We start from the raw sequence: 21,865 nt of genomic DNA on the forward strand, positions 1-21,865 counted from the left end.
GAGTGACTGCCATGGCTTATATCGTTGCCGAAGCCTGTATCAAGTGTAAATACACCGATTGCGTGGACGTCTGCCCGGTGGATTGCTTCCGCGAGGGCCCCAATTTCCTGGTGATCGACCCGGACGAGTGCATCGATTGCACCCTGTGCGTGGCCGAATGCCCGGCGGAGGCCATCTATGCCGAGGACGACCTGCCGGAGGACCAGCGCCACTTCATCGCGCTGAACGCCGAACTGGCCAAGCTGTGGAAACCCATCGTCGAAAAGAAGGACGCCCCGGCCGATGCCGACGAATGGCGCAACGTGAAGGACAAGCTGCGCCTGCTGGAACGTTGAACGCCGCACAACCCTATTTCGACCGGGTCGCCCGTCATATCCTGACGGCGCAAGCCGCCGCGCTGCCCGATCTGCGCGGCATCGTCATCCTCCTTCCCGGATTCCATACCGCCCAACCGCTGGCGCAGGCGCTGATGCGCGAGGCGCAAGTGCCCGCGCTGCTGTTGCCGCAGATGGTGACGCTCAACAACTGGGCGAGCAGCCTCACGGCGGACTTCGTGCCGGAAAGCCGACGCCTCGCCTTGCTGTACCAGGCTTTGCAGTCGCGCCGATGGTTCGGGCAGGCAGACCTGTGGAGCCTGGCGCAGGAACTGCTGGTCCTGTTCGACGAACTGACCCATTCGCTCAGCACCTTGCCTTCCGATGCGGACGCATTCGCCGCTGCGGTGCAGCAGGCATACAACGCGCGGCAGAACAGCACGCTGCAATTCGAGGCGCGGCTGGTGTTCGAGCTGTGGTACGCGATGCAGGCCGGCGGCGAAGCGGATGCCGCGCGCGCTTACCAGCAACGCCTGGCGAAACTGGCGCAGCAGGCCGACAAGCCGCTGTATGTGCTGCGCACGTCCGACTGGACCGCACTGGAGCAGCGTTTCCTCGACCAATATGCGGAACGCGCCGAGGTGACAGTGTTCGATCTGCGGGAGATGGAAACCCGATGGAGCGGCCTGTTGCGCGACCAAACTATCCCCCTGAATACCCTGTCTACCCCGCCGTTCGGCGACAGGCTGCGCTTCTTTGCCGCCACCAGCCTGGAACAGGAAGCGCGTGCCGCCACGATGCAGGTGCGCCGCTGGCTTCAAGAGGGCAAGCGCGACATCGCCATCGTCGCGCAGGACCGCGTGGTGGCGCGGCGGATGCGAGCTCTATTGGAGCGTGCCGAGGTGCTGGTGGCGGATGAGACCGGCTGGACCTTCGCCACGCTGTCGGTGAGCGCCGTGCTGGACCGCTGGTTCACGGCGCTGCAAAGCGATTTCTACCACCACGACCTGCTCGACCTGCTCAAGTCTCCCTATATCTTTGCCGACATGGCGGCCGGTGAGCGCAAGTCGGCGGTGTATCAGCTGGAGCAACTGCTGCGCAAGCACGGAATAGTCTCCGGTCTGGAGAAGTTCATCGCCCTCGCCGAACACGAAACGGACCTGCATCGGCCGCTGGCACGCCTGCGCCAGGCTGCGATCCTGCTGGAGCAGGGCAAGAAGCAAGGTCTGGGAGAATGGCTGGCCGCGTTGATCGAGAGCCTGCGCGTGCTGGGCATCGACACCGGCTTGCAACAGGACGATGCAGGCCAGCAATTGCTGCGCGCGCTGGAGGGTTGGCAGCAGGAACTGGAGGGCGACGAAGGGCGTTACCGTTTCTCCGAGTGGCGGCGCTGGCTGGCGCAGCAACTGGACACGCAGACCTACCGTGACAGCAGCATCGACAGCACGGTGCGCTTCACCCATCTTGCGGCGACGCGCTGGCGCGCCTTTGATGCGGTGGTCCTGCTTGGCTGCGATGCCGACCACTTGCCCAGCGTGGCGGACGGAGGGCGCTGGTTCAACGACAGCGTGCGCAGCAGCCTGAACCTGCCCACACGCGGCATGCATGCCGCGCGTCAGTGCGACGACCTGCTGGCACTGCTCGCATTGAACGACTGCGTGCTGGTCACCTGGCAGAAGGATAAAAATGGTGAAGAGGGCTTGCTCAGCCCTTATCTGGAGATGCTGCGCGACCTGCACACGCTGACTTACGGCGACGACCTGAGCGAGAGCGAATTGCATGCGTACCTCGCGGCGGAAGATGCGCGCAAGGTTGAACTGCCGCAAGCCGTACAGCCCGCGCCGAGCGTGGCGTCTGAGGCTGTGCCGCAGGGCGTATCCATCAGTGGCTACAACAGTATGGTGGCCTGTCCCTATCAATTCTATGCCCGGCACATCCTGCACCTGAATGAGCTGGACGAAGTGCAGGAAGGCATCGAGAAACGCGATTACGGCGAGCGCGTGCACGACGTCCTACAGCGTTTCCACGAACGCTATCCGCAAGTGTGCGGGCACAACGTCGAAGAGATGGAAGTCGCCTTGCGCCGGATAAGCGAAGAGGTGTTCGCCGACCTGCTGCGACAGGACTTCGCCGCGCGCGCCTGGCTGGCGCGCTGGTTCCAGTCGCTGCCTGCCTATCTGGAATGGCAGACGGAGAACGAAGCCGAAGGCTGGCGCTATGCCGAGGCGGAGAGCAAATTCGACTGGCAGCTAGAAGGCGTGCGCCTGCGCGGCCGCATCGACCGGCTGGATGTCAGGGCAGAAGAAAAACTCGTGCTGGATTACAAGACACAGAGCGAGCAGGCGTTGCGCAACAAGCTGCGCGAACCGGGCGAGGACGTGCAGCTCGCCTGCTATGCCTACGCGCATGAAGCAGCGGATGCCGCCTTCGTCAGCATCGAGAACGGCAAGGTGAAACTGGTGGAACCCAAACAGGATGTGCCGTTGCTGGCGCAGCTCAATGCCGAGCGTCTGGAGCAGGTGATGGGGCGTATCCGCGGCGGGGCAGGCTTGCCGGCGAACGGCATCGATGCGGTATGTACCCATTGCGAGATGCGTGGCGTGTGTCGCAAGGGAGAGTGGCAATGACCAACCATATCGCCCTCGACCCCAGGCGCAGCATCGTCGTAGAGGCTTGCGCGGGCAGCGGAAAGACTTGGCTGCTGGTATCGCGCATAGTCCGCTTGCTGCTGGACGGTGCGCAGCCTTCGCAGATCCTTGCCATCACCTTCACGCGCAAGGCGGCGCAGGAGATGCAGGCGCGTTTGCAACTCTGGCTGCGCGACCTGGCGATGGGCGACGAAGATTTCGTACGCAAGTTCTTCGCCGAACGCGGCGTGGAAAACCTGAGCGATGCGCAACTGCAACGCGCCCGCAGCCTGTACAGCAGCGTGCTGCTCGCGCAGCCCGGCATCACCATCAGCACCTTCCACGGCTGGTTCATGCAGGTCATGCAGCGCGCGCCGCTGAACGCCAACGTGATGCAGGGAATGTCATTGCTGGAGCGCGCAGGCAGCGAGCAGGAAGAGGCCTGGGAAGAGATGCTGGAGCAGATGCGCAAGCAGCCTGAGGGGGCTGAAGCGCAGCACATGCAATGGCTGTTCGAAGATTGTGGCCTGTTCACCACGCGCAAGCTGCTATTCAACTTCCTCGGCAAGCGCGCGGAGTGGTGGGCTTACACCCAAGGACAGGATGATGCGCTGAGCTTCGCGCTGGACAACCTGCGCGCCGACCTCGCCGTGGACATGGAGTTCGATCCGGTCGCGGATTGGGGTATGTGCGGCAACACCGAGGAGTTGTTGTTCGCCTTCATACGGCAGCTGGTGGACAACGGTACTGATGCTCAGAAGAACAAAGCGAGTGAGATGGAACGCGCCTGGACCGACTCGGCGCCTGAATCACGATTTGGAAGGCTATGGCCGTTATTGTTCACTCAGAAAAACGAGCCGAGAGTTGGCAAGCCGATTGCGCCTACCAAGAAGCAGAACGAGACAGATTTCCTTGCTACCCTGGCAACGTTGCAGGACAGCTTGCAGGAGGTTCGCTACACACTCGCCGAACAGCAAGCCTACCGCCTGAACGAAGCGGTGCTGCATTGCGGCGTCGCGTTCCTGGAGCGTTATCAGGCATTGAAGACGCAAAAGCAGCAGATGGATTTCTCCGACCTGGAATGGCAGCTGTGCCGGTTGCTGCAGCAGAGCGAACACGCCGAGACCATGCAGTACAAGCTCGACAGTCGATACCGCCATGTACTGCTGGACGAGTTCCAGGACACCAATCCGCTGCAATGGCAAATATTGCGAGCATGGTTCGATGCGGCAGTGGCGGTGGACTCGCAGCCCACCGTGTTCGTCGTCGGCGACCCCAAACAATCCATCTACCGTTTTCGCCGTGCAGATGCGCGGCTGTTCGGTGTGGCGCGCGAATATCTGCAAGAGCATTTTGCCGCCGAGATGCTAGGCAACAGCATGACGCGCCGAAACTCGCAGCCTGTCGTCGATGTGGTGAATGCCGTGTTCCGCTCGCAGCCGGACGGCTTCGAATTCGTCGAGCACCAGACGCATCAGCGGGACTTGCCAGGTCACGTGGCGGTGTTGCCGCTGGCAATCGCCGAATCGAGCAAGGAAGAAGAGGCAGGGGACGCGCCGCTAGCCTTGCGCGACCCGCTGACCACGCCGAGAGAGGAAATTGAGGAAGGTGCGCGCCACAGAGAGGCCGGGCAATTAGCCGAGCTGCTGAAAACCATCGTCAGCGACTGGTCGGTCAGTGAGGGCGGCGAAGAGCGCCGCGCGACCTACGGCGACATCATGGTGCTGGTGCGCAGCCGCACTCACCTCGCAATTTACGAAGAAGCCTTGCGCGCGAAGCACATCCCCTTCATCAGTTCGCGGCGCGGCGGCCTGCTCGATACGCTGGAAGCGGAGGACGTGCAGGCGCTATTGATGTTCCTCATCACTCCCTTCGCCGATCTCTCTCTCGCACAGGTGCTGCGCGCACCGGTCTTCGCGTGCAGCGACGCGGACCTGATGCAGCTATCGGTATACAGGATACGGGATACAGTGGGGGCAGAGGGTTCTCCTGAATCCTGTATCCCGTATCCCGTATCCCCGTCATGGTGGTCACGCCTGCAGCATCTCGCCGACCCGTCGCCCGCATTGCAACGTGCCGCCGAACTGCTGCAACGCTGGCTCGCGCTCGCCGACAAGCTTCCGGTACACGACCTGCTCGACCGCATCTATTTCGAGGGCGACGTGCTGGCGCGCTACACCGCCGTGCTGCCACCCGAGATGCGCGCCAAGGTCGTCGCCAACCTGCACGCCTTAATGGAGATCGCGCTCTCCGTGGATGCCGGGCGTTATCCCAGCCTGCCGCGCTTCCTGCAGGAACTGCGTGAATTGCGCGACAGCACGGACGACTCGCCGGACGAAGGCAAGCTGGGCACGGCGGGCGATGCCGTGCGCATCTACACCGTTCACGAATCGAAAGGGCTGGAAGCCCCCATCGTCTGGCTGCTGGATACGAATGTCGAAAAGAAGAACAAGGAAGGCAACGACGTGCTGCTCGACTGGCCTACCCACGAGCCGCAGCCGCTGCACTTCTCCCTGTATGCCGATCAGGCCTCGCGCGGCAGGAAGCGCGTGCCGCTGTTCGAGCAGGATGCCGCCCAGCAGGCACGCGAGGAGATGAACCTGCTCTACGTCGCTATGACCCGCGCCCAACAGGCGTTGATCGTCAGCGGCAACAAGGGAAGTAAAGAAAACAAATCGATGACATGGTACGACCGCATCGCGGCAGTGGTGAGCGAACAGCCGAATCCGTTGCACAAGGCAGTGTCCGTCTCGGAAACGAAGACACAGCGTGGTGAAAAGACAGTGGCGTTGCCGGCCGTCGTCTCCACCGGCAAACGCGCGGCCCGCAACACCGTGCAACAGCAGCGCGGCATCTGGCTGCACGCATTGCTGCAGCACCTGACCGAGGGCGCGGCGGACGGGGGCGAACTCCGGCGACGCCTCGGCATTTCCGCCGCCGAGATGGAATCCCTCTGGCAACAGGCACAGCAGCTGCTTGCTGCGCCCCAGCTCTTACGCTTCTTCGATGCGCAACAACACCGCAGCGCCTGTAACGAGATGCCCTATATCAACGCGCAGGGCGAGCTGAAACGGATCGACCGTCTGGTGGAATTCGATGACGAAGTGTGGGTGCTCGATTACAAGCTGGGTGATAGCGAAGACGCATCGCGTTACCGCGCACAGATGCAGGAATACCGGGCGGCGATGCAATCGGTGTATTCGGGCAAGACGGTGCGCTGTGCGCTGGTGTTTGCGGATGGCGTGCTGAGCGAGGTAGTGTAATTCGCCGGATGCCAGAGCATCCGGCACGACAGCATAGTGCGGTTACCTTTCACACCTGCACCAAAGTGCTCTCCAGCTTTCGCCGCGACTTTGGCAACTTGGCATTGTGATCTTCCTGCGGGTGGTGATAGCCGATTGCCAGGGCGACTTGGCAGCGATAACCGTCCAGCTCTTTTTCAAACTCTTTGTTGACGAGTTCGGTATCGATCCCTTCCATCGTCGTGGAATCGATCTTGAGCCTCGCCAGCACATGCAGGGTGTTGCCGAGCGCCAGATAGGTTTGCGCTTTTGTCCAGGCACTCGTGTCCCCGGTTTCGTCTGTATTGAGTTCGGCGAACATGAATGAACCGAACGCGCTTTCCCGCGCTTCGGGTTTGGTACGGCCGTCCGCGATGGCGCAGTCGATGACTTCGCCGTAGTTCGCCCGCGAGTAGCGCGGGTTGTGCGCAAAAAGAATGATGTGCGAACAATCGAAAACATGCGGCTGGTTGAATTGAAACTTGTTGGCAAAGGTGCGGTTCATGCGTTCCTTGGCCTCGTCCGTTTCGAGGATGACAAATCTCCATGGCTGCGAGTTGATCGAAGAAGGGGATAGGCGCATCGCCTCGAACAGGACATCGAGGTCTGCCTGCGGCACTTTCCTTGTCTTGTCGTATTTCTTGGTGGTATAGCGCCACTGCAAATCCTGAATGATGGGGTGCGTCATTGCTGTTCCTTTTTGTGAATGAGGTGGCGATTATGGCTGTAGATTCCAATTAGACAAGTACGCACCAAGCTGTGCCATACTTACCAAAAGTATACTAATGGGAGTTTTCAATGAAACATGCGGACTACCGTTGTAGCTTCGGCTGCGCTGTCGAAGCGGCAATTGAGGCCATTGGCGGAAAATGGAAAGGAGTGATTCTTTATCACCTCGGTTCGACCAAACGCTTTAACGAACTGCACAGGTTGATGCCATCCGTCACGCAAAGAGTCCTGACCAAACAGTTGCGCGAACTGGAACAAGACGGCATCGTGCGGCGCACCGTCTATGCCGAGGTGCCTCCGCGAGTCGAATACAATTTGACCGAATTCGGCCGAACACTCCAGCCCATACTGGCTGAACTTGAAAAATGGGGCGGACAGTATTTGGAGAAACTTTCGCAAAACCGGTTCGGGGCATGATTGCGGGTTTGCCGAGTGCCTTTACTCGTTCCCGGCACGATGGCTTGTTTTGCTGTCTTACGCGGGCTGTTGTTTGCATAGCAGGGGTTGCCGCCTCGTCCCGCGCTCTCATTGATGTTTGAGGCTAGCGTCCCAGTTCCCTCTGTACGGCCTCATAGAAACGCTCATAGAACCTCCTGTTCGTTATCGTTTCGCCGCGCGTTTTCACCGTAGTGTCGATCTCGCGCTTGCTGCTGATGGAAAGGGGTGTCAGCGGCACGCCGATTGAGGTGCTCTCGCTGCTGGCCTTGACGTCGAAATGCTCTTCCGTGGCGGTCACGAACAGGGTGGAACCGCCGGTGCGTTGGCTGCAGGTGACGTAAAGACGCAATATCGCGTGACGCTCGTCTTCGATCGGAAACTCCTTGGTGCCGATGAGGTCCTGATCGATGCTCTTCTCCACGATGTAGCCATCCCCCTGCAAGACGCGGCGGGCTGCGTCGCATACGGGGGCAGCCATGGCGGAAAAATCCCGGCGATGACGCGGGTCGGCCTGGAAATCCTCTTTCCCCGCATAGGTGCGGGGACCTCCGCATGCGGTAAGCGACAGTAATATCGCTACCAAAAACAGACTGTAGCGTTTCATTTTTCCCTCCAATCTAGGGACCAAATGGATGGCTGAAAGGGAGAAACCCTGTCTTCCACTATCGCTGGAATCGAGGTTTTCTTGACGGAAGGGTTACCTGACGACGCCGGTTTGACAATACCTTCCTCTGCCCATATAGTTCAAACAGAACGAACGTTCTGTTCTTCCTGCGCCTCTCTTACGTGTCGAGATGTCTGTCGATGAGCGGAGCAACGATGGTTGCGTGCGTGTAGGCCAGATCGTGATGGCCGCCCGGTATGACATGCAGGTCGGATCGGGGCAGGAGTTCGAAAAGACGGATCCCGACCGCGAGCGGGCTGATTGGGTCTGCATCCCCCCACAGGAGCAGGACCGGAACCGTAATGGCGGCGAGCCTCGGCGAAAGGTCCGTCTTGTAATCAACGAACCAGTGGGGATAAGACGGGTTGGCCTGGAGCATGTCAGGCCGCCAGTCCTGTGCGCCCAAGGCCAATGTGTCGATGCCGCCGGAGGTGACGCAAAGCACCAGATGGGTCACGAGCTCGGGACGTTCAAGCGCCGCCAGTATGGCGACGACACCGCCCATGGATTGGGCGACAAGGGCGGTGGGCTGGTCGATTTCGGACACCACCCTGGTGACGAGGTCACCGATGCCGTTGATCTCCGGATCGGGCGGCACGGGGCCGAAGCCGGGCCAGCTCATGAGGACCTTGTTTGCGGGATGGGTGAGCAGGTTGGAGACCGGTTGCCAGAACTCGGTTCGTGCAGATGCTCCGGGGAGAAAGAGTATTTGGGATGGCGCAGTCATGGTTCCGATCGCTGGAGTAGAGGGGGGCGAGCGGCTACTGTAAATATTCTCCGGAATGCGCGCAACGTTATCAGGATTACAGCAGTGAAACATGAAGTAGCAAAAGGCCGCGGCGCGACGCTGCAGATCGATGGGCGTTTCGAGATTGCGGCGCGCGAGCGAATCGACGACGGATGGGGCACGGCGGACGAAGAATTGCCGCCGCTCAGGACCACGGTCACAGTCGAGAAAGCGAAAAGTATCCTCCAACGACAAGCCTCGCCCGATCTGCCATTCGATTATTCGCTGAACGCTTATCGAGGCTGCGAGCACGGCTGCATCTATTGCTACGCGCGGCCTTCGCATGGTTACCTGAATCTTTCGCCTGGCCTGGATTTCGAGACGAAACTGTTCGCCAAGCCGGATGCGGCTAAGCTGCTGCGTGCGGAACTGGCGAAGCCTTCCTATCATTGTTCGCCCATCGCGCTGGGCGTTAACACGGATTCCTACCAGCCCATCGAGCGCGAGTTGAAGATCGTTCGACAGATTCTGGAGGTGCTGGCTGAGTGCAAGCATCCGGCCTCCATCATCACCAAGTCGGCACTGGTCGAGCGCGACATCGACCTGTTGGCGCAACTGGCACAAGACGACCTAGTGCAGGTGTTCATCTCGGTCACCACGCTGGACTCGGAGATCGCGCGCAAGCTGGAGCCCCGCGCTTCTTCGCCGCGCCGCAGGCTGCAAGCCATTCAGCGGCTGAATGAGGCGGGCGTGCCTTGCGGGGTGATGGCGGCGCCGGTGATTCCCTTCCTCACCGATGCCGAACTGGAGAACATCCTGCAGGCCGCACATGAGCATGGCGCACGGGCGGCGGGGTATCAACTGCTGCGACTGCCCTACGAGCTGAAGGATTTGTTCAAGGACTGGCTCTCCGTTCATTACCCGCTGAAGGCGGAGCATGTGATGAACCGGCTGCGCGAGATGCGCGGTGGCAAGGAGAATGATTCTGAGTTCGGCTCGCGCTTCCGAGGCAACGGCCTGTTCTCGGATCTGCTGTCCAAACGTTTCCACATGGCATGCGAGCGGCTGGGTTTGAACCTCGAGGATACGGCGCTCAACACCTCGCACTTCAAACCGCCCGTGCGGGGCGGGCAAATGCAGCTGTTCTAAGGTTTTTTGCTTATTGACCCTACATGGGGCCGGGCATAGGCTTGCCCGCTGAATGGAACGCAACCGGCGTTTCCGTGATTATCCTGAGGTGGCAAGATGGCAGGAATCGATACCGAAGAAGTCGTCGGCGTGCTGAACCGGCTGCTGGAAGCGGAGCTGGCCGGCGTGGTGCGTTACACCCATTATTCCTTCCTGGTGTTCGGTTACAGTCGCATCCCGATCATCTCGTGGCTGCGCGAACAGGCCGATGAGTCGCTGACGCACGCGCACAAGGTGGGCGAATGGATCACCAACCTCGGTGCGTATCCTTCGCTGGGCATCGGTCCCTTGCTGGACGTACCTAAATCCGACGTCGGCGTCATCCTGCGCGATTCGCTGGAAGTCGAGGGCGCGGCGCAGGCCTTGTACAAACAGTTGCTCGTACTGGTGGAAGGGCGCCACATCGCTCTGGAGGAATTCGCCCGCGAAATGATCCTGACCGAGGAGATGCACGCCTGCGCGGTGGACAAGATGCTGCGTCTGCCGGGCGAGGTGGCGTCCTTTACGTCGCGCCCGGCGTGAGTGTCGGGACATTGTGGGGCTAATAGTTGAGCCAAATACTGTGGTATATTTCAGCCCAATGGCCTTGCCATTCCCCCTTACCAATCGAGCATATAAACAAGGAGAAAAACAATGGAGCACACCTTACCGAAGCTGCCCTATGCGATGGACGCACTGCAGCCGCACATGTCCCAGGAAACCTTCGAATACCACTATGGCAAGCACCATCAGGCTTATGTGACCAACCTGAACAACCTGATCAAGGGCACCGAGTACGAGAACCTCGACCTCGAAACCATCATCAAGAAGTCGCTCGCCGGCGGCATCTACAACAACTCCGCGCAGGTGTGGAACCATACCTTCTTCTGGAACTGCATGAAGCCGAACGGCGGCGGCGCCCCGACCGGCGCGCTGGCCGACGCGATCAACAAGAAGTGGGGCAGTTTCGACGAATTCAAAAAGGCGTTCCAGACTTCCGCCGTGGGCAACTTCGGTTCCGGCTGGACCTGGCTGGTGAAGAAGGCCGACGGCAGCGTGGACATCGTCAACATGGGCGCGGCGGGCACTCCGCTGACCACCGGCGACAAGGCGCTGCTGTGCGTGGACGTGTGGGAGCACGCCTACTACATCGACTATCGCAATCTGCGCCCCAAGTTCGTCGAGACCTTCCTCAACAATCTGGTGAACTGGGATTTCGTGGCGAAGAGCTTCGCGTAACGAATTTCTGTACCCCAAAAATCCCGGGCTGGCCCCGGGATTTTTTTTGCCGGAGGCGGTCTGAACTGGGGCAGAATATGCCCATGCCGCGTGGCGGCGGATATGCAACGAATCGTTTCCGGGGACATAAAAATGAACAACGAGACACCGGCGATTTCCGATGCGGAAATCCAATCGCTCAATGCCTGGTGGCGCGCCTGCAACTACCTGGCCGCCGGGATGATCTATCTGCGCGACAATCCGCTGTTGCGCGAACCGCTCAAGCCGGAGCACATCAAGCGCCGCCTGCTCGGTCACTGGGGCTCGAGCCCGGGCCTGGCATTCGCCTACATTCACATGAGCCGGCTGATCGTGAAATACGACCTGGATGCGATCTTCATGGCCGGTCCCGGGCATGGCGCGCCCGGCGTGCTGGCGCCGATGTATCTGGAAGGAACGTACAGCGAGGTCTACACCAACAAGGGTGAGGACGAAGATGGCATGCGCCGATTCTTCAAGGAGTTCTCTTTCCCCGGCGGTATCGGCAGCCACTGCACGCCCGAGATGCCGGGCTCGATCCACGAGGGCGGCGAGCTCGGCTACAGCATTTCGCACGCGTTTGGAGCGGCCTACGACAATCCCGAGCTGATCGTCACCGTGATGGTCGGCGACGGCGAAGCCGAGACGGCGCCGCTCGCCACTTCCTGGCATTCGAACAAGTTCCTCAATCCGGTGCGCGACGGCGCGGTGCTGCCTATCCTGCATCTCAACGGCTACAAGATCAACAATCCCACCATTCTCTCGCGCATCTCCCACGAGGAACTGGAAGACCTGTTCAGGGGCTACGGCTGGACGCCTTATTTCGTCGAAGGCAGCGAGCCGCTGGAAATGCACGCGAAGATGGCGGAAGTGATGGAGCGATGCGTGCTGGACATCCGCCGCATCCAGCAGAAGGCGCGCGCGAGCGGCAAGCCGGTGCGCCCGCGCTGGCCGATGATCGTGCTGCGTTCGCCCAAGGGGTGGACGGGCCCAAGCGAAGTGGATGGCAAGAAGGTCGAGGGATTCTGGCGTGCGCACCAGGTGCCGATCAGTGACGTCAAGACGCCGGAGCATTTCGCGCTGCTGAACGAGTGGCTGAACAGCTACCACCCTCATGAACTGTTCGACGAGAAGGGAAGGCTGCGCCCCGAGTTGAAGGCGCTGGTCCCGAAAGGTATCCGGCGCATGAGCGCCAATCCTCATGCCAACGGCGGTTTGTTGCGCAAGGCGTTGCGCATGCCGGACCGTCAGCAATATGCGGTCGGGGTGGAAAAACCGGGGACTTCCCTGGCAGAGAACACGCGACCCCTCGGACGTTTCCTGCGCGACATCCTGCGCGAAAACGCAGACAACTTCCGCGTATTCGGTCCGGACGAGACCTCGTCGAACAAGCTCGACAATGTGTATGAGGCCAGCAGGAAGACCTGGATGGCCGACATGCTGCCGGAGGACGCTGGCGGCGGCGAACTGTCGCCTGACGGCCGCGTGATGGAGATGCTTTCCGAGCATACGCTGGAAGGCTGGCTCGAGGGCTACCTGCTCACCGGGCGGCACGGTTTCTTTTCCACCTACGAGGCCTTCGTGCATGTGATCGACTCGATGTTCAATCAGCATGCCAAGTGGCTCGCGATGTCCAGGGACGTGCACTGGCGCGCCGAGGTCTCTTCGCTCAACCTGCTCATCACCTCTACCGTGTGGCGCCAGGACCACAACGGCTTCACCCATCAGGACCCCGGCTTCCTCGACGTGGCGGTGAACAAGAGCCCGGCGGTGACGCGCATCTACCTGCCGCCGGATGCGAACTGCTTGCTGTCCGTGGCCGACCATTGCCTGCAGAGCACCGATTACATCAACGTGATCGTCTGCGACAAGCAGAAACACCTGCAGTACCTCGACATGGATGCGGCCATCAAGCACTGCACCAAGGGCATCGGCATCTGGGACTGGGCGAGCAACGACCAGGGAGGCGAACCCGATGTGGTGATGGCCAGCGCGGGCGATATCCCGACCAAGGAAGCGCTGGCGGCGACCGTGCTGCTGCGCGAACACTTCCCCGATCTGAAGATACGGTTCATCAACGTGGTCGACCTTTACAAGCTCGCGCCATCCAGCGAGCATCCGCACGGCCTTTCCGACCGCGATTTCGACAGCCTGTTCACGCTCGACAAACAGGTCATGTTCAACTTCCACGGTTACCCTTGGCTGATCCACCGCTTGGCCTACCGCCGCACTAACCACAAGAACATGCATGTGCGCGGCTACAAGGAAAAGGGCAGCATCAACACTCCGCTGGAGCTGGCGATCCAGAACCAGATCGACCGCTTTAGCCTGGTCATCGACGTGATCGATCGCATTCCCGTCCTCCACGTGGCCGGTGCGCACGTGAAGGAAAAGATGCTGAACAGGCAGATCGAATGCCGCAACTATGCCTACGAGCACGGCGTGGACCTGCCTGAGGAGGACGCGTGGGTCTGGCCGTATTAGGAGTCAGGATACGGGATACAGGATTCAGTCCGCCCGGCAGATCTCCCGTATCCTGTGTCCTGTATCCCATTTCCTGAAGTCATGACTACCATTCTCACCATCAACAGCGGCTCGTCCAGCCTCAAGGCCGAGTTGTTCATGGAGGACGGCACGCGCCGCCCCTTCCGTTATCTGCATATCGGGCGCGGCGGCCCGAAGGATCATGCGGCAGCCTTCGATGCGTTGCTGTCGGATTTGGGGAATGTTCGGCCCGCCGCCGTCGGACACCGCTTCGTGCACGGAGGCGATGTCGACGTGCAGGCCAGGCTGGCGGACGATGCGGAGCGCGCACGACTAGGCGCGCTGGTGCCGCTCGCGCCGCTGCACTTGCCCGGCAACCTCATGGGACTGGACCTGTGCCGCGAACGCTTCGGCGTGCCGCAAGTCGTCTGCTTCGACACCGCCTTCCACGCAACCATGCCGGAAACGGCAAGGCGGCTGCCCATTCCGCGGGAGACCGGATTGCGCCGCTACGGTTTTCACGGACTGAATTATGCGCATGTGGCCGATGTGTTACCGTCGCTGATCGGCGATGCCGCCTATGGCCGGGTGGTGGTGGCTCATCTGGGAAGCGGCGCCAGCCTCTGTCTGATGGAAGGATTGCGTTCGGTGGATACCACGATGGGCTATACCCCTGCGGGCGGCATCGTGATGGGAACGCGCAGCGGCGACCTCGATCCCGGCGTGATGCTGGAACTGTCGCGTCGGTACGACGAGAAGACGCTGTCCGACATGGTGTTCCACCGCATGGGTTTGCTGGCATTGTCCGATGGAGAGAGCAGCGAGATGTCGGTGTTGCTCAACAGTGACAGCGAGGTGGCGCGTTTCGCCGTGCAGTGTTTCTGTCGCCAGGTGCGCGCGGCCATCGGCGCGCTGGCGGCCAAGGCGGGCGGCATCGATGCCTTGGTGTTCACTGCGGGCATTGGCGAACACTCCAGCGAGGTGCGCGAATGGGTATGTGAGCCGCTGGGCTTCCTCGGGTTCGTGCTGGACGGGGCGGCCAACCGTGCACACGCGACGATGCTGCAGGCCTCTCACTCCAAACCCGTGCTGCGGATCCCCGCGGACGAGGAACGTACCATCTTCAGGTTGACACGGGAACAGTGCTTGACCGGGCAATGACCGAGCTGGCCAAAACTACGCCTTTTGGCCTATTGCTCAATATCCCGGATTTGGTTAAGGTGCGGGAGGTAAGAGTAGCGGTTCAGTAACGTCACAGTATCAACTTAGTTTCTTGTTCAGGTGGGGCATGTTGTATTTTTAACATGTCGATAATTTACCGATGCCGGCATGTACGGAGGTAAGTGTCTATGACAAAAAGCAGGATAAGAGCGTTGCTGAAAACGATGCTATCCCGCTGGTGGCTCGTGCTGGGCTTGGCCGTATGCACTCCGGTGATGGCGCAAGAGGTGATCGTCAATACGGATGTCGCGGATCGGACGGTTTCCCAGAGTTCGCTGCGCGCCATCTTCAGCATGCGCATGCGTCAGTGGCAGAGCGGCAAGCCCATCAAGGTGTTTGTCCTTCCCAGCGAAAACACCGTCCATATGTCTTTTTCCAAGAGTGTGCTCAACACTTTTCCGTATCAACTGAAGCGTTCATGGGATCTCATGGTCTACTCCGGTTCGGGGCAAGCGCCGATTGAGGTCGGTTCCCCCGAGGAAATGCTGCAAAAAGTGTCCTCGACGCCCGGAGCCATCGGTTACCTGCCGGAAAACTATTTGATCGAAGGAGGCAAGAATGAGAACGTTCGCATTCTGGAAGTCCGCTAGGCCAAAAATCTCTCTCAAGACGACTGCGCTCGCGGTCATGCTGGGAGAAGCGATGTTTTCCTCGCCGGTATCTGCAGTCGATCTTTCCGAAACCGTGCAGCTTCACGGTTTCGCAAGCCAGGCCTACGTTTCGACCACGGCCAACCGGTACTTCGGTCCGAGCGATACCGGCAGCTTCGATTTCCGGGAACTGGGCGTCAACCTGTCCTGGCAGGCAATGCCGAATCTGCAGTTTGCCGCTCAGGTAGGCTCCCGCAAGGCGGGCGGGACGGAGGCTAACGCCAGGCCACGCTTCGATTACGCCTTGGTCGATTTCGCCTTCTATAACGGCGTCAACAGCCGAGGCGGGGTGCGGATAGGTCGGCACCGGAATCCCGTCGGGTTCTACAACTTGACCCGGGATGTGGCCAATACCCGCCCGAGCATCTTTCTGCCTGAGTCGATTTACAGCGATGCGTCCCGCAATCTGCTGCTCGCGTTGGATGGCGCACAACTCTATGGGGAAAGCCGGACAGCAGTAGGAGATTTTTTTCTGGATGTTGGCGCCGGAGAGGTCATTCTGGACTCCATCACAAAGCAAAGCGCCAAGCCGGCGACAAGCTACGTCGGCCGGTTGCTTTACGAACGCGATGGCGGCCGTCTGCGCCTAGCGTTGACTGCAGCCGACGCCAATGTGGCCTTCTTCCAGCGTCCCTTCGCGGATGCCAAGTTCAACCTCAAAGCGTATGTCCTTTCGGCACAGTACAACGAGGATAGATGGAGCGTCACCGGGGAATGGGTGCCGGAATTGAAAAGTACCCTTTCAGGATTGTGGTTCCCGGGATTGCTTCCGTTCATACCGCCGAGAATCCTGCCTGATATCAAGCAGACCGGCGAGTCCTATTACCTGCAAGGCACGTACCGTATCAGTCCGGATTGGGAAACACTGTTGCGCTATGACGTTCAGTACAGTGACAAGAGCGACAAATCTGGGATAAGGAATGCTACGGCAACGACGCCTGCACATCGGTTCTTTGCCAAGGATTGGACCGTCGGCCTGGGCTGGAACGTGAGGTCCGACACCAAGATCAGGGCTGAATATCACCGTGTGGATGGTACCGGTTGGCTTTCGTCCAGGGAAAACCCGATCCCCATGAACACCAAGCAGCGCTGGGATATGTTCGTTTTGCAGGCATCGTATAACTTTTAGCGCATCGAATCTGCATATGCGGACATGCTCATAACGAAAACGAATAAACCAGCGCAGCATTTCTTCAGCTTGAAGTGGCGCGCGCTGGCCATATTCAGCCTGCTGTTGCTGGCAATCACTTCGTTTTCCACGTTCTATTTCTACTTCAATCTATCCAACCAGTTCGAACTGGAGCGGAAGTCCAGCTATGAAAAGCAGCTGAGGGAACTCGATGGACTGGTCAGTCAGTCCTCGGCCAAGCTGTTGACTCTGGCTGACCTCGTCCCTTCCATGAGCGGGATGGAGGCTCAATTGTTGACCGGGAATGCCAGAAACGTCACGCAAGCTTTTGACAGGCACTGGCAATCCCTGCAATTGGGGGCGGCGGTCGATATGGCCCAGATATATTCCGCTAACAACGAGTTGGTTCAAAGCTGGAGATTAGAGGACGTCGATCTTCCCGATCCCATGTTGATTCGTGGCTACGTTCAGGAGGTCAACAAGACGGAGCACCCATTGACGTTCCTGGATTGCACCAACAAATGCATGCAGATTGCTCTCTCTCCCATGCTGGCCCGGGACATGAGCGCCGGAGTCATTGTGCTGGGAACGACGCTGGCCGCGGGGATTGTGAATTTCAAGGAGGTTTCCGGCGCGGACGTCGGGATATTGAATGTTGAAAGGCGCGAGCGCATGACCGCAGCCGAAGATGCGAGATATATCGCCAATTGGCACGTCCGCGTATCGGCGCTGACCAGTCTCGAACAGAATCTATCTCTGTTGCAGTCGGTGTCAGCCAGGAAACCATCCGTCGATCAGCTTTCAGCTGGGAGAGAGATCTTCAATGGGCGGGAATTTGAAATACACCTGTTGCCGGCCAGGAACTTTTCCGCAAGCGGTGATGCGTATTTTGTCCTGATCGATGACATCACCCGGAGTGTTTCTCAGATCCGGGAAGTAAACAGGAAAAACATTCTCGTCGGCGTGGTCGGTTTGATCCTTTCTGAATCGCTGTTGTTGTTGATTCTTTGGAGCCCTCTTTCGCGGTTGAGACGCACCGCGGGCGTATTACCTCTGCTTGCCCAGAACGATTTTGAGCAAATACGTAATGCTGTGAGCCGTCCCCTGCGCAAAGGTCGGTACAGGGACGAGTTCGATATGCTCGACGACACGCTTGTCACTGTCTCGCAGCAACTTGAGACTCTTCAGGCCGAGGTTGCCCAACGGACTGCCGAATTGAGTGAGGCCAACAAGTTGCTGGGAAATCTGAACGAAGAATTGGACCGGAAAGTGAAGGAGCGCACCCGGCAATTGCTGGAGGCGCAGGACGAATTGGTGCGCAAGGAGAAGCTGGCGGTGCTGGGCCAGGTGGCCGGCAGCGTGGGTCATGAGTTGCGCAATCCTCTCGGTGTGATGAGCAATGCCGTGTACTTTTTGCAGACCGTGCTGGCCGATGCAGACGACAGCGTCAAGGAGTACCTGAGCATCATCAAGAACGAGATCACCGGTTCCGAGCGCATCGTGTCCGATCTGCTGGATTCAGTGCGTATCAAGCCGCCGCATCCGGAAGCGGTCAGTGTGGCCGAATTGATCGAGCAGTCCCTGCGCAAATGCACCGTGCCGCCGTCCGTCACGGTGAAGCTGGACATCCCGGCAACGCTGCCGGCCCTGCGGGTGGATGCCCTGCAGATCCACCAGGTGCTGCGCAATCTCATGAGCAACGGCATGGAGGCGATGCCGGAAGGCGGGGTACTGGAGATCCGGGCAGTGGCAGACGAAGCTGCAAAGACTGTCACCCTTCATGTAAAGGACAGCGGCATCGGCATTACGCCCGAACAATTAGGCAAGCTGTTCCAGCCGCTGTTCACCACCAAGGCTCGCGGCATCGGACTCGGGCTGGTGGTGGTGAAGAACCTGACGCAAGCCAATGGCGGCAGGGTGGAAGTGCAGAGCGAGCCGGGCAAGGGCACTACGTTTTCCATTACCCTGCCGAGCGAGGGGCCGGAAGGCGGCGGGACATGAGAAACATGCGGACAGGATACGCCGAGGCATGGAAACGCTTGGTCACCGCAAAGGCCGGAAACGAGGAGGAGGCACGCCTGGGGCGGTTGTTCAATACCCTGATGGTGATCAGCACCGGAATCGTTGTTGCGCTGTCGGCGGTCTTTCTGCTGATGCAGCCTCTCGGCTTGCTCAGTGCGCGAGTGAGCTGGACGGCGGCAGCTTTCCCGCTGGCCTTTGTTCCGCTGTCCATCTTCTGTCTGGTGCAGGCACGGCGCGGCCATGTCCGGCCGATGGTGTTGATCTACAGCTGGGTCAACCTGATTGCCATCGGTGTTGCGGCCTGGCTGTTCGACGGTGTCTATTCCCCGGCCTGGCCTCTGTTCATTTGGACCATCACTGTCGCCGGCGTATTGTTGGCACCGGAATACGCGCTGTGGATGACCGGCGGAGTAGTGTCGTACTTCATGTTGTTGCTGCTCGCCACCCAATGGGGCGTTTACACCCCGGTACTTACTTTCGGGGGCGGACGCGAGTTCGTCCACATGTCATTCCTGCTGATCATGCTGGTCTCTACCGTCGGGCTGCTGACTTATCTGAACATGCGCAGCCTGCGGGATGCGCTGGAGCGCCTTCATAAGGAGATCGCCGGACGCAAGCGGACAGAGGAATATCTGCGCCAAAGCGAGGCGCAGTTCCGCAGCATTTTCGAGAATGTCGACGACATCATCTATACCCTCGAGGCCGATGGCACTTTTTCTTCCATCAGCCCGTCCTGCGAACGGATGCTCGGGTGGCGGCCGGACGAGTGGATGGGCCGCCCGTTTCCGCTTGTCGTTCACCCGGACGATCTGCCTTTCATGCAGGAGTTGTTCATGAAGGCGCAAGCGGGAGAGCCGCTGCCTGTTTTTCAGGTGCGCATCCAGACGAAGGCCGGTGGCTATCTGGAGGCGGAGATCGCGGCCAACCCGATTCGCCGTGGCGATTCCCTCGTCATTCTCGGGGTGGTGCGCGACATCTCCGAACGCAAGCGGATGGAAGAGGCGATCCGAAAATTGAACGAAGAACTGGAGATCAAGGTTCAGGAACGCACCCACCAATTGCTGGAAGCGCAAGAAGAACTTGTGCGCAAGGAGAAACTCGCCGTGCTGGGGCAGGTGGCGGGCAGCGTGGGGCACGAATTGCGCAATCCGCTCGGAGTAATGAGCAATGCCGTATATTTTTTGCAGACTGTGCTTGCCGATGCAGACCAGGGCGTGAAGGACTACCTGAAGATCATTGAAAACGAGATATCCGGTGCAGAGCGCATCGTGTCTGACCTGCTCGACTCGGTGCGCACCAAACCGCCACAGCCGGGAGCGGTCGAGGTCGCAGAGTTGATCGAGCAGACGCTACATAAACTTCCCATCCCTTCCTCCGTCGCGGTTCAGCTGGACATCCCGGCGGCACTGCCGCCTCTGCTGGTGGACGCCCTGCAGATTCAGCAGGTGTTGCGCAACCTGGTCAGCAACAGCATCGAAGCCATGCCGAATGGCGGAGCACTGGAAATTCGGGCCATAGCTGACGAAGGAGGAAAAAATGTGACCGTCAGCGTCCGCGACAGCGGCTGCGGTATGACAGCGGAGCAGCAGGGCAAACTGTTCCAGCCGCTGTTCACCACCAAGGAGCGCGGCATCGGCCTGGGACTAGTGGTGGTAAAGAACTTGACGCAGGCCAACGGTGGGAGGGTGGAGGTTCAGAGCGAAGTGGGCAAAGGCACCCTGTTCTCCATTACTTTGCCGAGTGAAAGTTCGGCGGTGGCGGCGGAATGAAAGGTTGGAATCAATGAGGGCTGACCAATCAGAATTGATGTGCCGTACTGCGAATAGTTTGCAGACATGGTTTTCTGCGGAATGGGAACGCTTGATCGCGGTGAAGGCGCGCGATGAAGAAGAGGAGCGCTTGGGGCGTCTTTTCAATACCCTGATGGTGATCAGCAGCTGGATCTCCGTTTTGCTTTCCATCGTCTTTCTGCTGATGCAGCCACTTGGTTTTCTTCCCCCTCTGATAAGTTGGTTTGCGGCGGCTTTCCCCATTGCCGTCATTCCCATTTCGATCTTCTGCCTGGTGCAGGCCAGGCGCGGTCATATCCGGCCGATGATTCGTCTTTACGTCTGGTCCAACCTGGTCGCCATCGGCGCTGCGGCCTGGACATTCGATGGATTGGTCTCGCCGGCCTGGGTGCTCTATTTCTGGACGGTAACCATAGGCGGCATCCTGTTGACACCTGCAACCGCTCTTTGGATGACCGGGGGGGTGCTGGCCTTCTATCTGCTGATGTTGCTCCTGTCCCAGGCCGGTCTTTACACACCGCTCTTGGTTCCGGGGGCCGCTGGGCGCGAGTATGTCCACATGTCTCTGGTGCTGATCATGCTGGCCTTAACCGTCGGTATGCTGACCTATTTGAACATGCGCAGCCTGCAGCAGGCATTGTGGACTTTAAGGGAGCGCACCCGCCAATTGATGACAGCCCAGGATGAACTGGTGCGCAAGGAGAAACTGGCGGTGCTGGGGCAGGTGGCCGGCAGCGTCGGACACGAATTGCGCAATCCGCTGGGAGTGATGAGCAACGCCGTGTATTACCTGAAAACCGTGCTGGGCGACGCCGACCAGGGGACCAAGGACTACCTGAACATCATCGAAAGTGAGATCGCCAATTCCGAGCGCATCGTGTCCGACCTGCTGGATTCGGTGCGTACCAAGCCGCCGCAAATCCAGCAGGTCGTCATCGCGGAATTGATAGGCCAGACCCTGGGAAAACTCACGATCCCGCCCGTTGTGCAAGTCAAGCTGGACATTCCGGAAACGTTGCCGCCCTTGCGGGTGGATCCGTTGCAGATGCAACAGGTATTCCGTAACCTGATCACCAATGGTATCGAGGCCATGCAGGATGGCGGTACACTGGCGATACGCGCCATGACCGATACGTCAGCGGGCACGGTTTCCGTCGGAGTGCAAGATAGCGGTGCCGGCGTGACGCGGGAACAGTTGGGCAAGCTGTTCCAGCCGTTGTTCACCACCAAGGCGCGAGGCATCGGCCTTGGGCTGGTGGTGGTGAAGAACCTGACCGAGGCTAACGGCGGCAGGGTGGAAGTGCAAAGCGAGCCGGGCAAAGGCTCGGTGTTTCGTGTCATCCTTCCGGCAGCGGAATGAAGGGG

Annotated in this window: 17 protein-coding genes; 14 read left to right on the forward strand and 3 right to left on the reverse strand. The window is 59.7% G+C overall.

Annotated features, from left to right (window positions below; all coding sequences use genetic code 11):
* Positions 1–11 precede the first annotated feature (11 nt).
* Genes fdxA through FGKAn22_RS02870 form a run of 3 tightly spaced genes read left to right on the forward strand, consistent with a single transcriptional unit; the run spans position 12 to position 6,204 of the window.
* Positions 12–335: a ferredoxin FdxA gene (gene fdxA / locus FGKAn22_RS02860; RefSeq protein ID WP_212786482.1), complete on the forward strand. Its 324-nt coding sequence runs from the start codon at positions 12–14 to the stop codon at positions 333–335.
* Positions 293–2,941: a PD-(D/E)XK nuclease family protein gene (locus FGKAn22_RS02865; protein ID WP_212786483.1), complete on the forward strand. Its 2,649-nt coding sequence runs from the start codon at positions 293–295 to the stop codon at positions 2,939–2,941. The genes fdxA and FGKAn22_RS02865 overlap by 43 nt, the downstream gene beginning before the upstream one ends.
* Positions 2,938–6,204, forward strand: coding sequence for a UvrD-helicase domain-containing protein (locus FGKAn22_RS02870; RefSeq protein ID WP_212786484.1), 3,267 nt, complete (start codon positions 2,938–2,940; stop codon positions 6,202–6,204). Before FGKAn22_RS02865 ends, FGKAn22_RS02870 begins: the two co-directional genes overlap by 4 nt.
* 49 nt (positions 6,205–6,253) lie before the next feature.
* On the opposite strand, the gene FGKAn22_RS02875 is transcribed toward FGKAn22_RS02870, so the two are convergent.
* Positions 6,254–6,910 (reverse strand): nitroreductase family protein, encoded by a 657-nt coding sequence (locus tag FGKAn22_RS02875; protein ID WP_212786485.1) that lies wholly within the window; start codon positions 6,908–6,910, stop codon positions 6,254–6,256.
* A gap of 110 nt (positions 6,911–7,020) precedes the next feature.
* On the opposite strand from FGKAn22_RS02875, the gene FGKAn22_RS02880 reads away from it, so the two are divergent.
* On the forward strand, positions 7,021–7,368 hold the full coding sequence (locus FGKAn22_RS02880; RefSeq protein WP_212786486.1) for a winged helix-turn-helix transcriptional regulator: 348 nt from the start codon (positions 7,021–7,023) through the stop codon (positions 7,366–7,368).
* A 124-nt stretch (positions 7,369–7,492) separates the two neighbouring features.
* Here the strand turns inward: FGKAn22_RS02880 and FGKAn22_RS02885 are convergent, their stop codons facing one another.
* Positions 7,493–7,993: a DUF2242 domain-containing protein gene (locus FGKAn22_RS02885; RefSeq protein WP_212786487.1), complete on the reverse strand. Its 501-nt coding sequence runs from the start codon at positions 7,991–7,993 to the stop codon at positions 7,493–7,495.
* Between the two features lie 178 nt (positions 7,994–8,171).
* Positions 8,172–8,780: an alpha/beta fold hydrolase gene (locus FGKAn22_RS02890; RefSeq protein WP_212786488.1), complete on the reverse strand. Its 609-nt coding sequence runs from the start codon at positions 8,778–8,780 to the stop codon at positions 8,172–8,174.
* 84 nt (positions 8,781–8,864) lie between these two features.
* Between FGKAn22_RS02890 and FGKAn22_RS02895 the strand changes: the two genes are divergently transcribed.
* The 10 genes from FGKAn22_RS02895 (at position 8,865) to FGKAn22_RS02940 (ending at position 21,860) form a co-directional block, all read left to right on the forward strand.
* Positions 8,865–9,929 (forward strand): PA0069 family radical SAM protein, encoded by a 1,065-nt coding sequence (locus tag FGKAn22_RS02895; protein WP_246487443.1) that lies wholly within the window; start codon positions 8,865–8,867, stop codon positions 9,927–9,929.
* A 96-nt stretch (positions 9,930–10,025) separates the two neighbouring features.
* Positions 10,026–10,490, forward strand: coding sequence for a ferritin-like domain-containing protein (locus FGKAn22_RS02900; RefSeq protein ID WP_212786489.1), 465 nt, complete (start codon positions 10,026–10,028; stop codon positions 10,488–10,490).
* A gap of 111 nt (positions 10,491–10,601) precedes the next feature.
* Positions 10,602–11,186 (forward strand): superoxide dismutase, encoded by a 585-nt coding sequence (locus FGKAn22_RS02905; RefSeq protein ID WP_212786490.1) that lies wholly within the window; start codon positions 10,602–10,604, stop codon positions 11,184–11,186.
* Positions 11,187–11,318: 132 nt separating this feature from the next.
* Complete coding sequence (locus FGKAn22_RS02910) at positions 11,319–13,688, forward strand: phosphoketolase family protein (protein WP_212786491.1); 2,370 nt, start codon at positions 11,319–11,321, stop codon at positions 13,686–13,688.
* 81 nt (positions 13,689–13,769) lie between these two features.
* Positions 13,770–14,849 carry an acetate/propionate family kinase gene (locus tag FGKAn22_RS02915; RefSeq protein ID WP_212786492.1) on the forward strand — a complete coding sequence of 360 codons (1,080 nt, stop codon included), beginning with the start codon at positions 13,770–13,772 and terminating at the stop codon, positions 14,847–14,849.
* A 212-nt stretch (positions 14,850–15,061) separates the two neighbouring features.
* Entirely contained in the window at positions 15,062–15,499 is a 438-nt protein-coding gene (locus FGKAn22_RS02920) for a type 2 periplasmic-binding domain-containing protein (protein WP_246487444.1), read from the forward strand.
* The gene (locus tag FGKAn22_RS02925) at positions 15,468–16,688 is read left to right on the forward strand and encodes a porin family protein (protein WP_212786493.1); all 1,221 of its coding nucleotides are present in this window, start codon (positions 15,468–15,470) and stop codon (positions 16,686–16,688) included. Before FGKAn22_RS02920 ends, FGKAn22_RS02925 begins: the two co-directional genes overlap by 32 nt.
* Before the next feature lie 24 nt (positions 16,689–16,712).
* Entirely contained in the window at positions 16,713–18,689 is a 1,977-nt protein-coding gene (locus tag FGKAn22_RS02930) for an ATP-binding protein (protein WP_212786494.1), read from the forward strand.
* Positions 18,686–20,479 (forward strand): PAS domain S-box protein, encoded by a 1,794-nt coding sequence (locus FGKAn22_RS02935; protein WP_212786495.1) that lies wholly within the window; start codon positions 18,686–18,688, stop codon positions 20,477–20,479. The genes FGKAn22_RS02930 and FGKAn22_RS02935 overlap by 4 nt, the downstream gene beginning before the upstream one ends.
* Before the next feature lie 58 nt (positions 20,480–20,537).
* Complete coding sequence (locus FGKAn22_RS02940; protein ID WP_212786496.1) at positions 20,538–21,860, forward strand: ATP-binding protein; 1,323 nt, start codon at positions 20,538–20,540, stop codon at positions 21,858–21,860.
* The last annotated feature ends 5 nt before the right edge of the window (positions 21,861–21,865 follow it).

Origin of the sequence: Ferrigenium kumadai, from assembly GCF_018324385.1 — a bacterium.
Classification (GTDB): domain Bacteria; phylum Pseudomonadota; class Gammaproteobacteria; order Burkholderiales; family Gallionellaceae; genus Gallionella; species Gallionella kumadai.

Excerpts from the sequence above, each read along its gene's own strand:
- fdxA (WP_212786482.1), top strand. The coding sequence starts at position 12 with ATGGCTTATATCGTTGCCGAAGCCTGTATCAAGTGTAAATACACCGAT.
- FGKAn22_RS02865 (WP_212786483.1), top strand. The coding sequence starts at position 293 with ATGGCGCAACGTGAAGGACAAGCTGCGCCTGCTGGAACGTTGAACGCC.
- FGKAn22_RS02870 (WP_212786484.1), top strand. The coding sequence starts at position 2,938 with ATGACCAACCATATCGCCCTCGACCCCAGGCGCAGCATCGTCGTAGAG.
- FGKAn22_RS02875 (WP_212786485.1), bottom strand. The coding sequence starts at position 6,910 with ATGACGCACCCCATCATTCAGGATTTGCAGTGGCGCTATACCACCAAG.
- FGKAn22_RS02880 (WP_212786486.1), top strand. The coding sequence starts at position 7,021 with ATGAAACATGCGGACTACCGTTGTAGCTTCGGCTGCGCTGTCGAAGCG.
- FGKAn22_RS02885 (WP_212786487.1), bottom strand. The coding sequence starts at position 7,993 with ATGAAACGCTACAGTCTGTTTTTGGTAGCGATATTACTGTCGCTTACC.
- FGKAn22_RS02890 (WP_212786488.1), bottom strand. The coding sequence starts at position 8,780 with ATGACTGCGCCATCCCAAATACTCTTTCTCCCCGGAGCATCTGCACGA.
- FGKAn22_RS02900 (WP_212786489.1), top strand. The coding sequence starts at position 10,026 with ATGGCAGGAATCGATACCGAAGAAGTCGTCGGCGTGCTGAACCGGCTG.
- FGKAn22_RS02905 (WP_212786490.1), top strand. The coding sequence starts at position 10,602 with ATGGAGCACACCTTACCGAAGCTGCCCTATGCGATGGACGCACTGCAG.
- FGKAn22_RS02910 (WP_212786491.1), top strand. The coding sequence starts at position 11,319 with ATGAACAACGAGACACCGGCGATTTCCGATGCGGAAATCCAATCGCTC.
- FGKAn22_RS02915 (WP_212786492.1), top strand. The coding sequence starts at position 13,770 with ATGACTACCATTCTCACCATCAACAGCGGCTCGTCCAGCCTCAAGGCC.
- FGKAn22_RS02925 (WP_212786493.1), top strand. The coding sequence starts at position 15,468 with ATGAGAACGTTCGCATTCTGGAAGTCCGCTAGGCCAAAAATCTCTCTC.
- FGKAn22_RS02930 (WP_212786494.1), top strand. The coding sequence starts at position 16,713 with ATGCTCATAACGAAAACGAATAAACCAGCGCAGCATTTCTTCAGCTTG.
- FGKAn22_RS02935 (WP_212786495.1), top strand. The coding sequence starts at position 18,686 with ATGAGAAACATGCGGACAGGATACGCCGAGGCATGGAAACGCTTGGTC.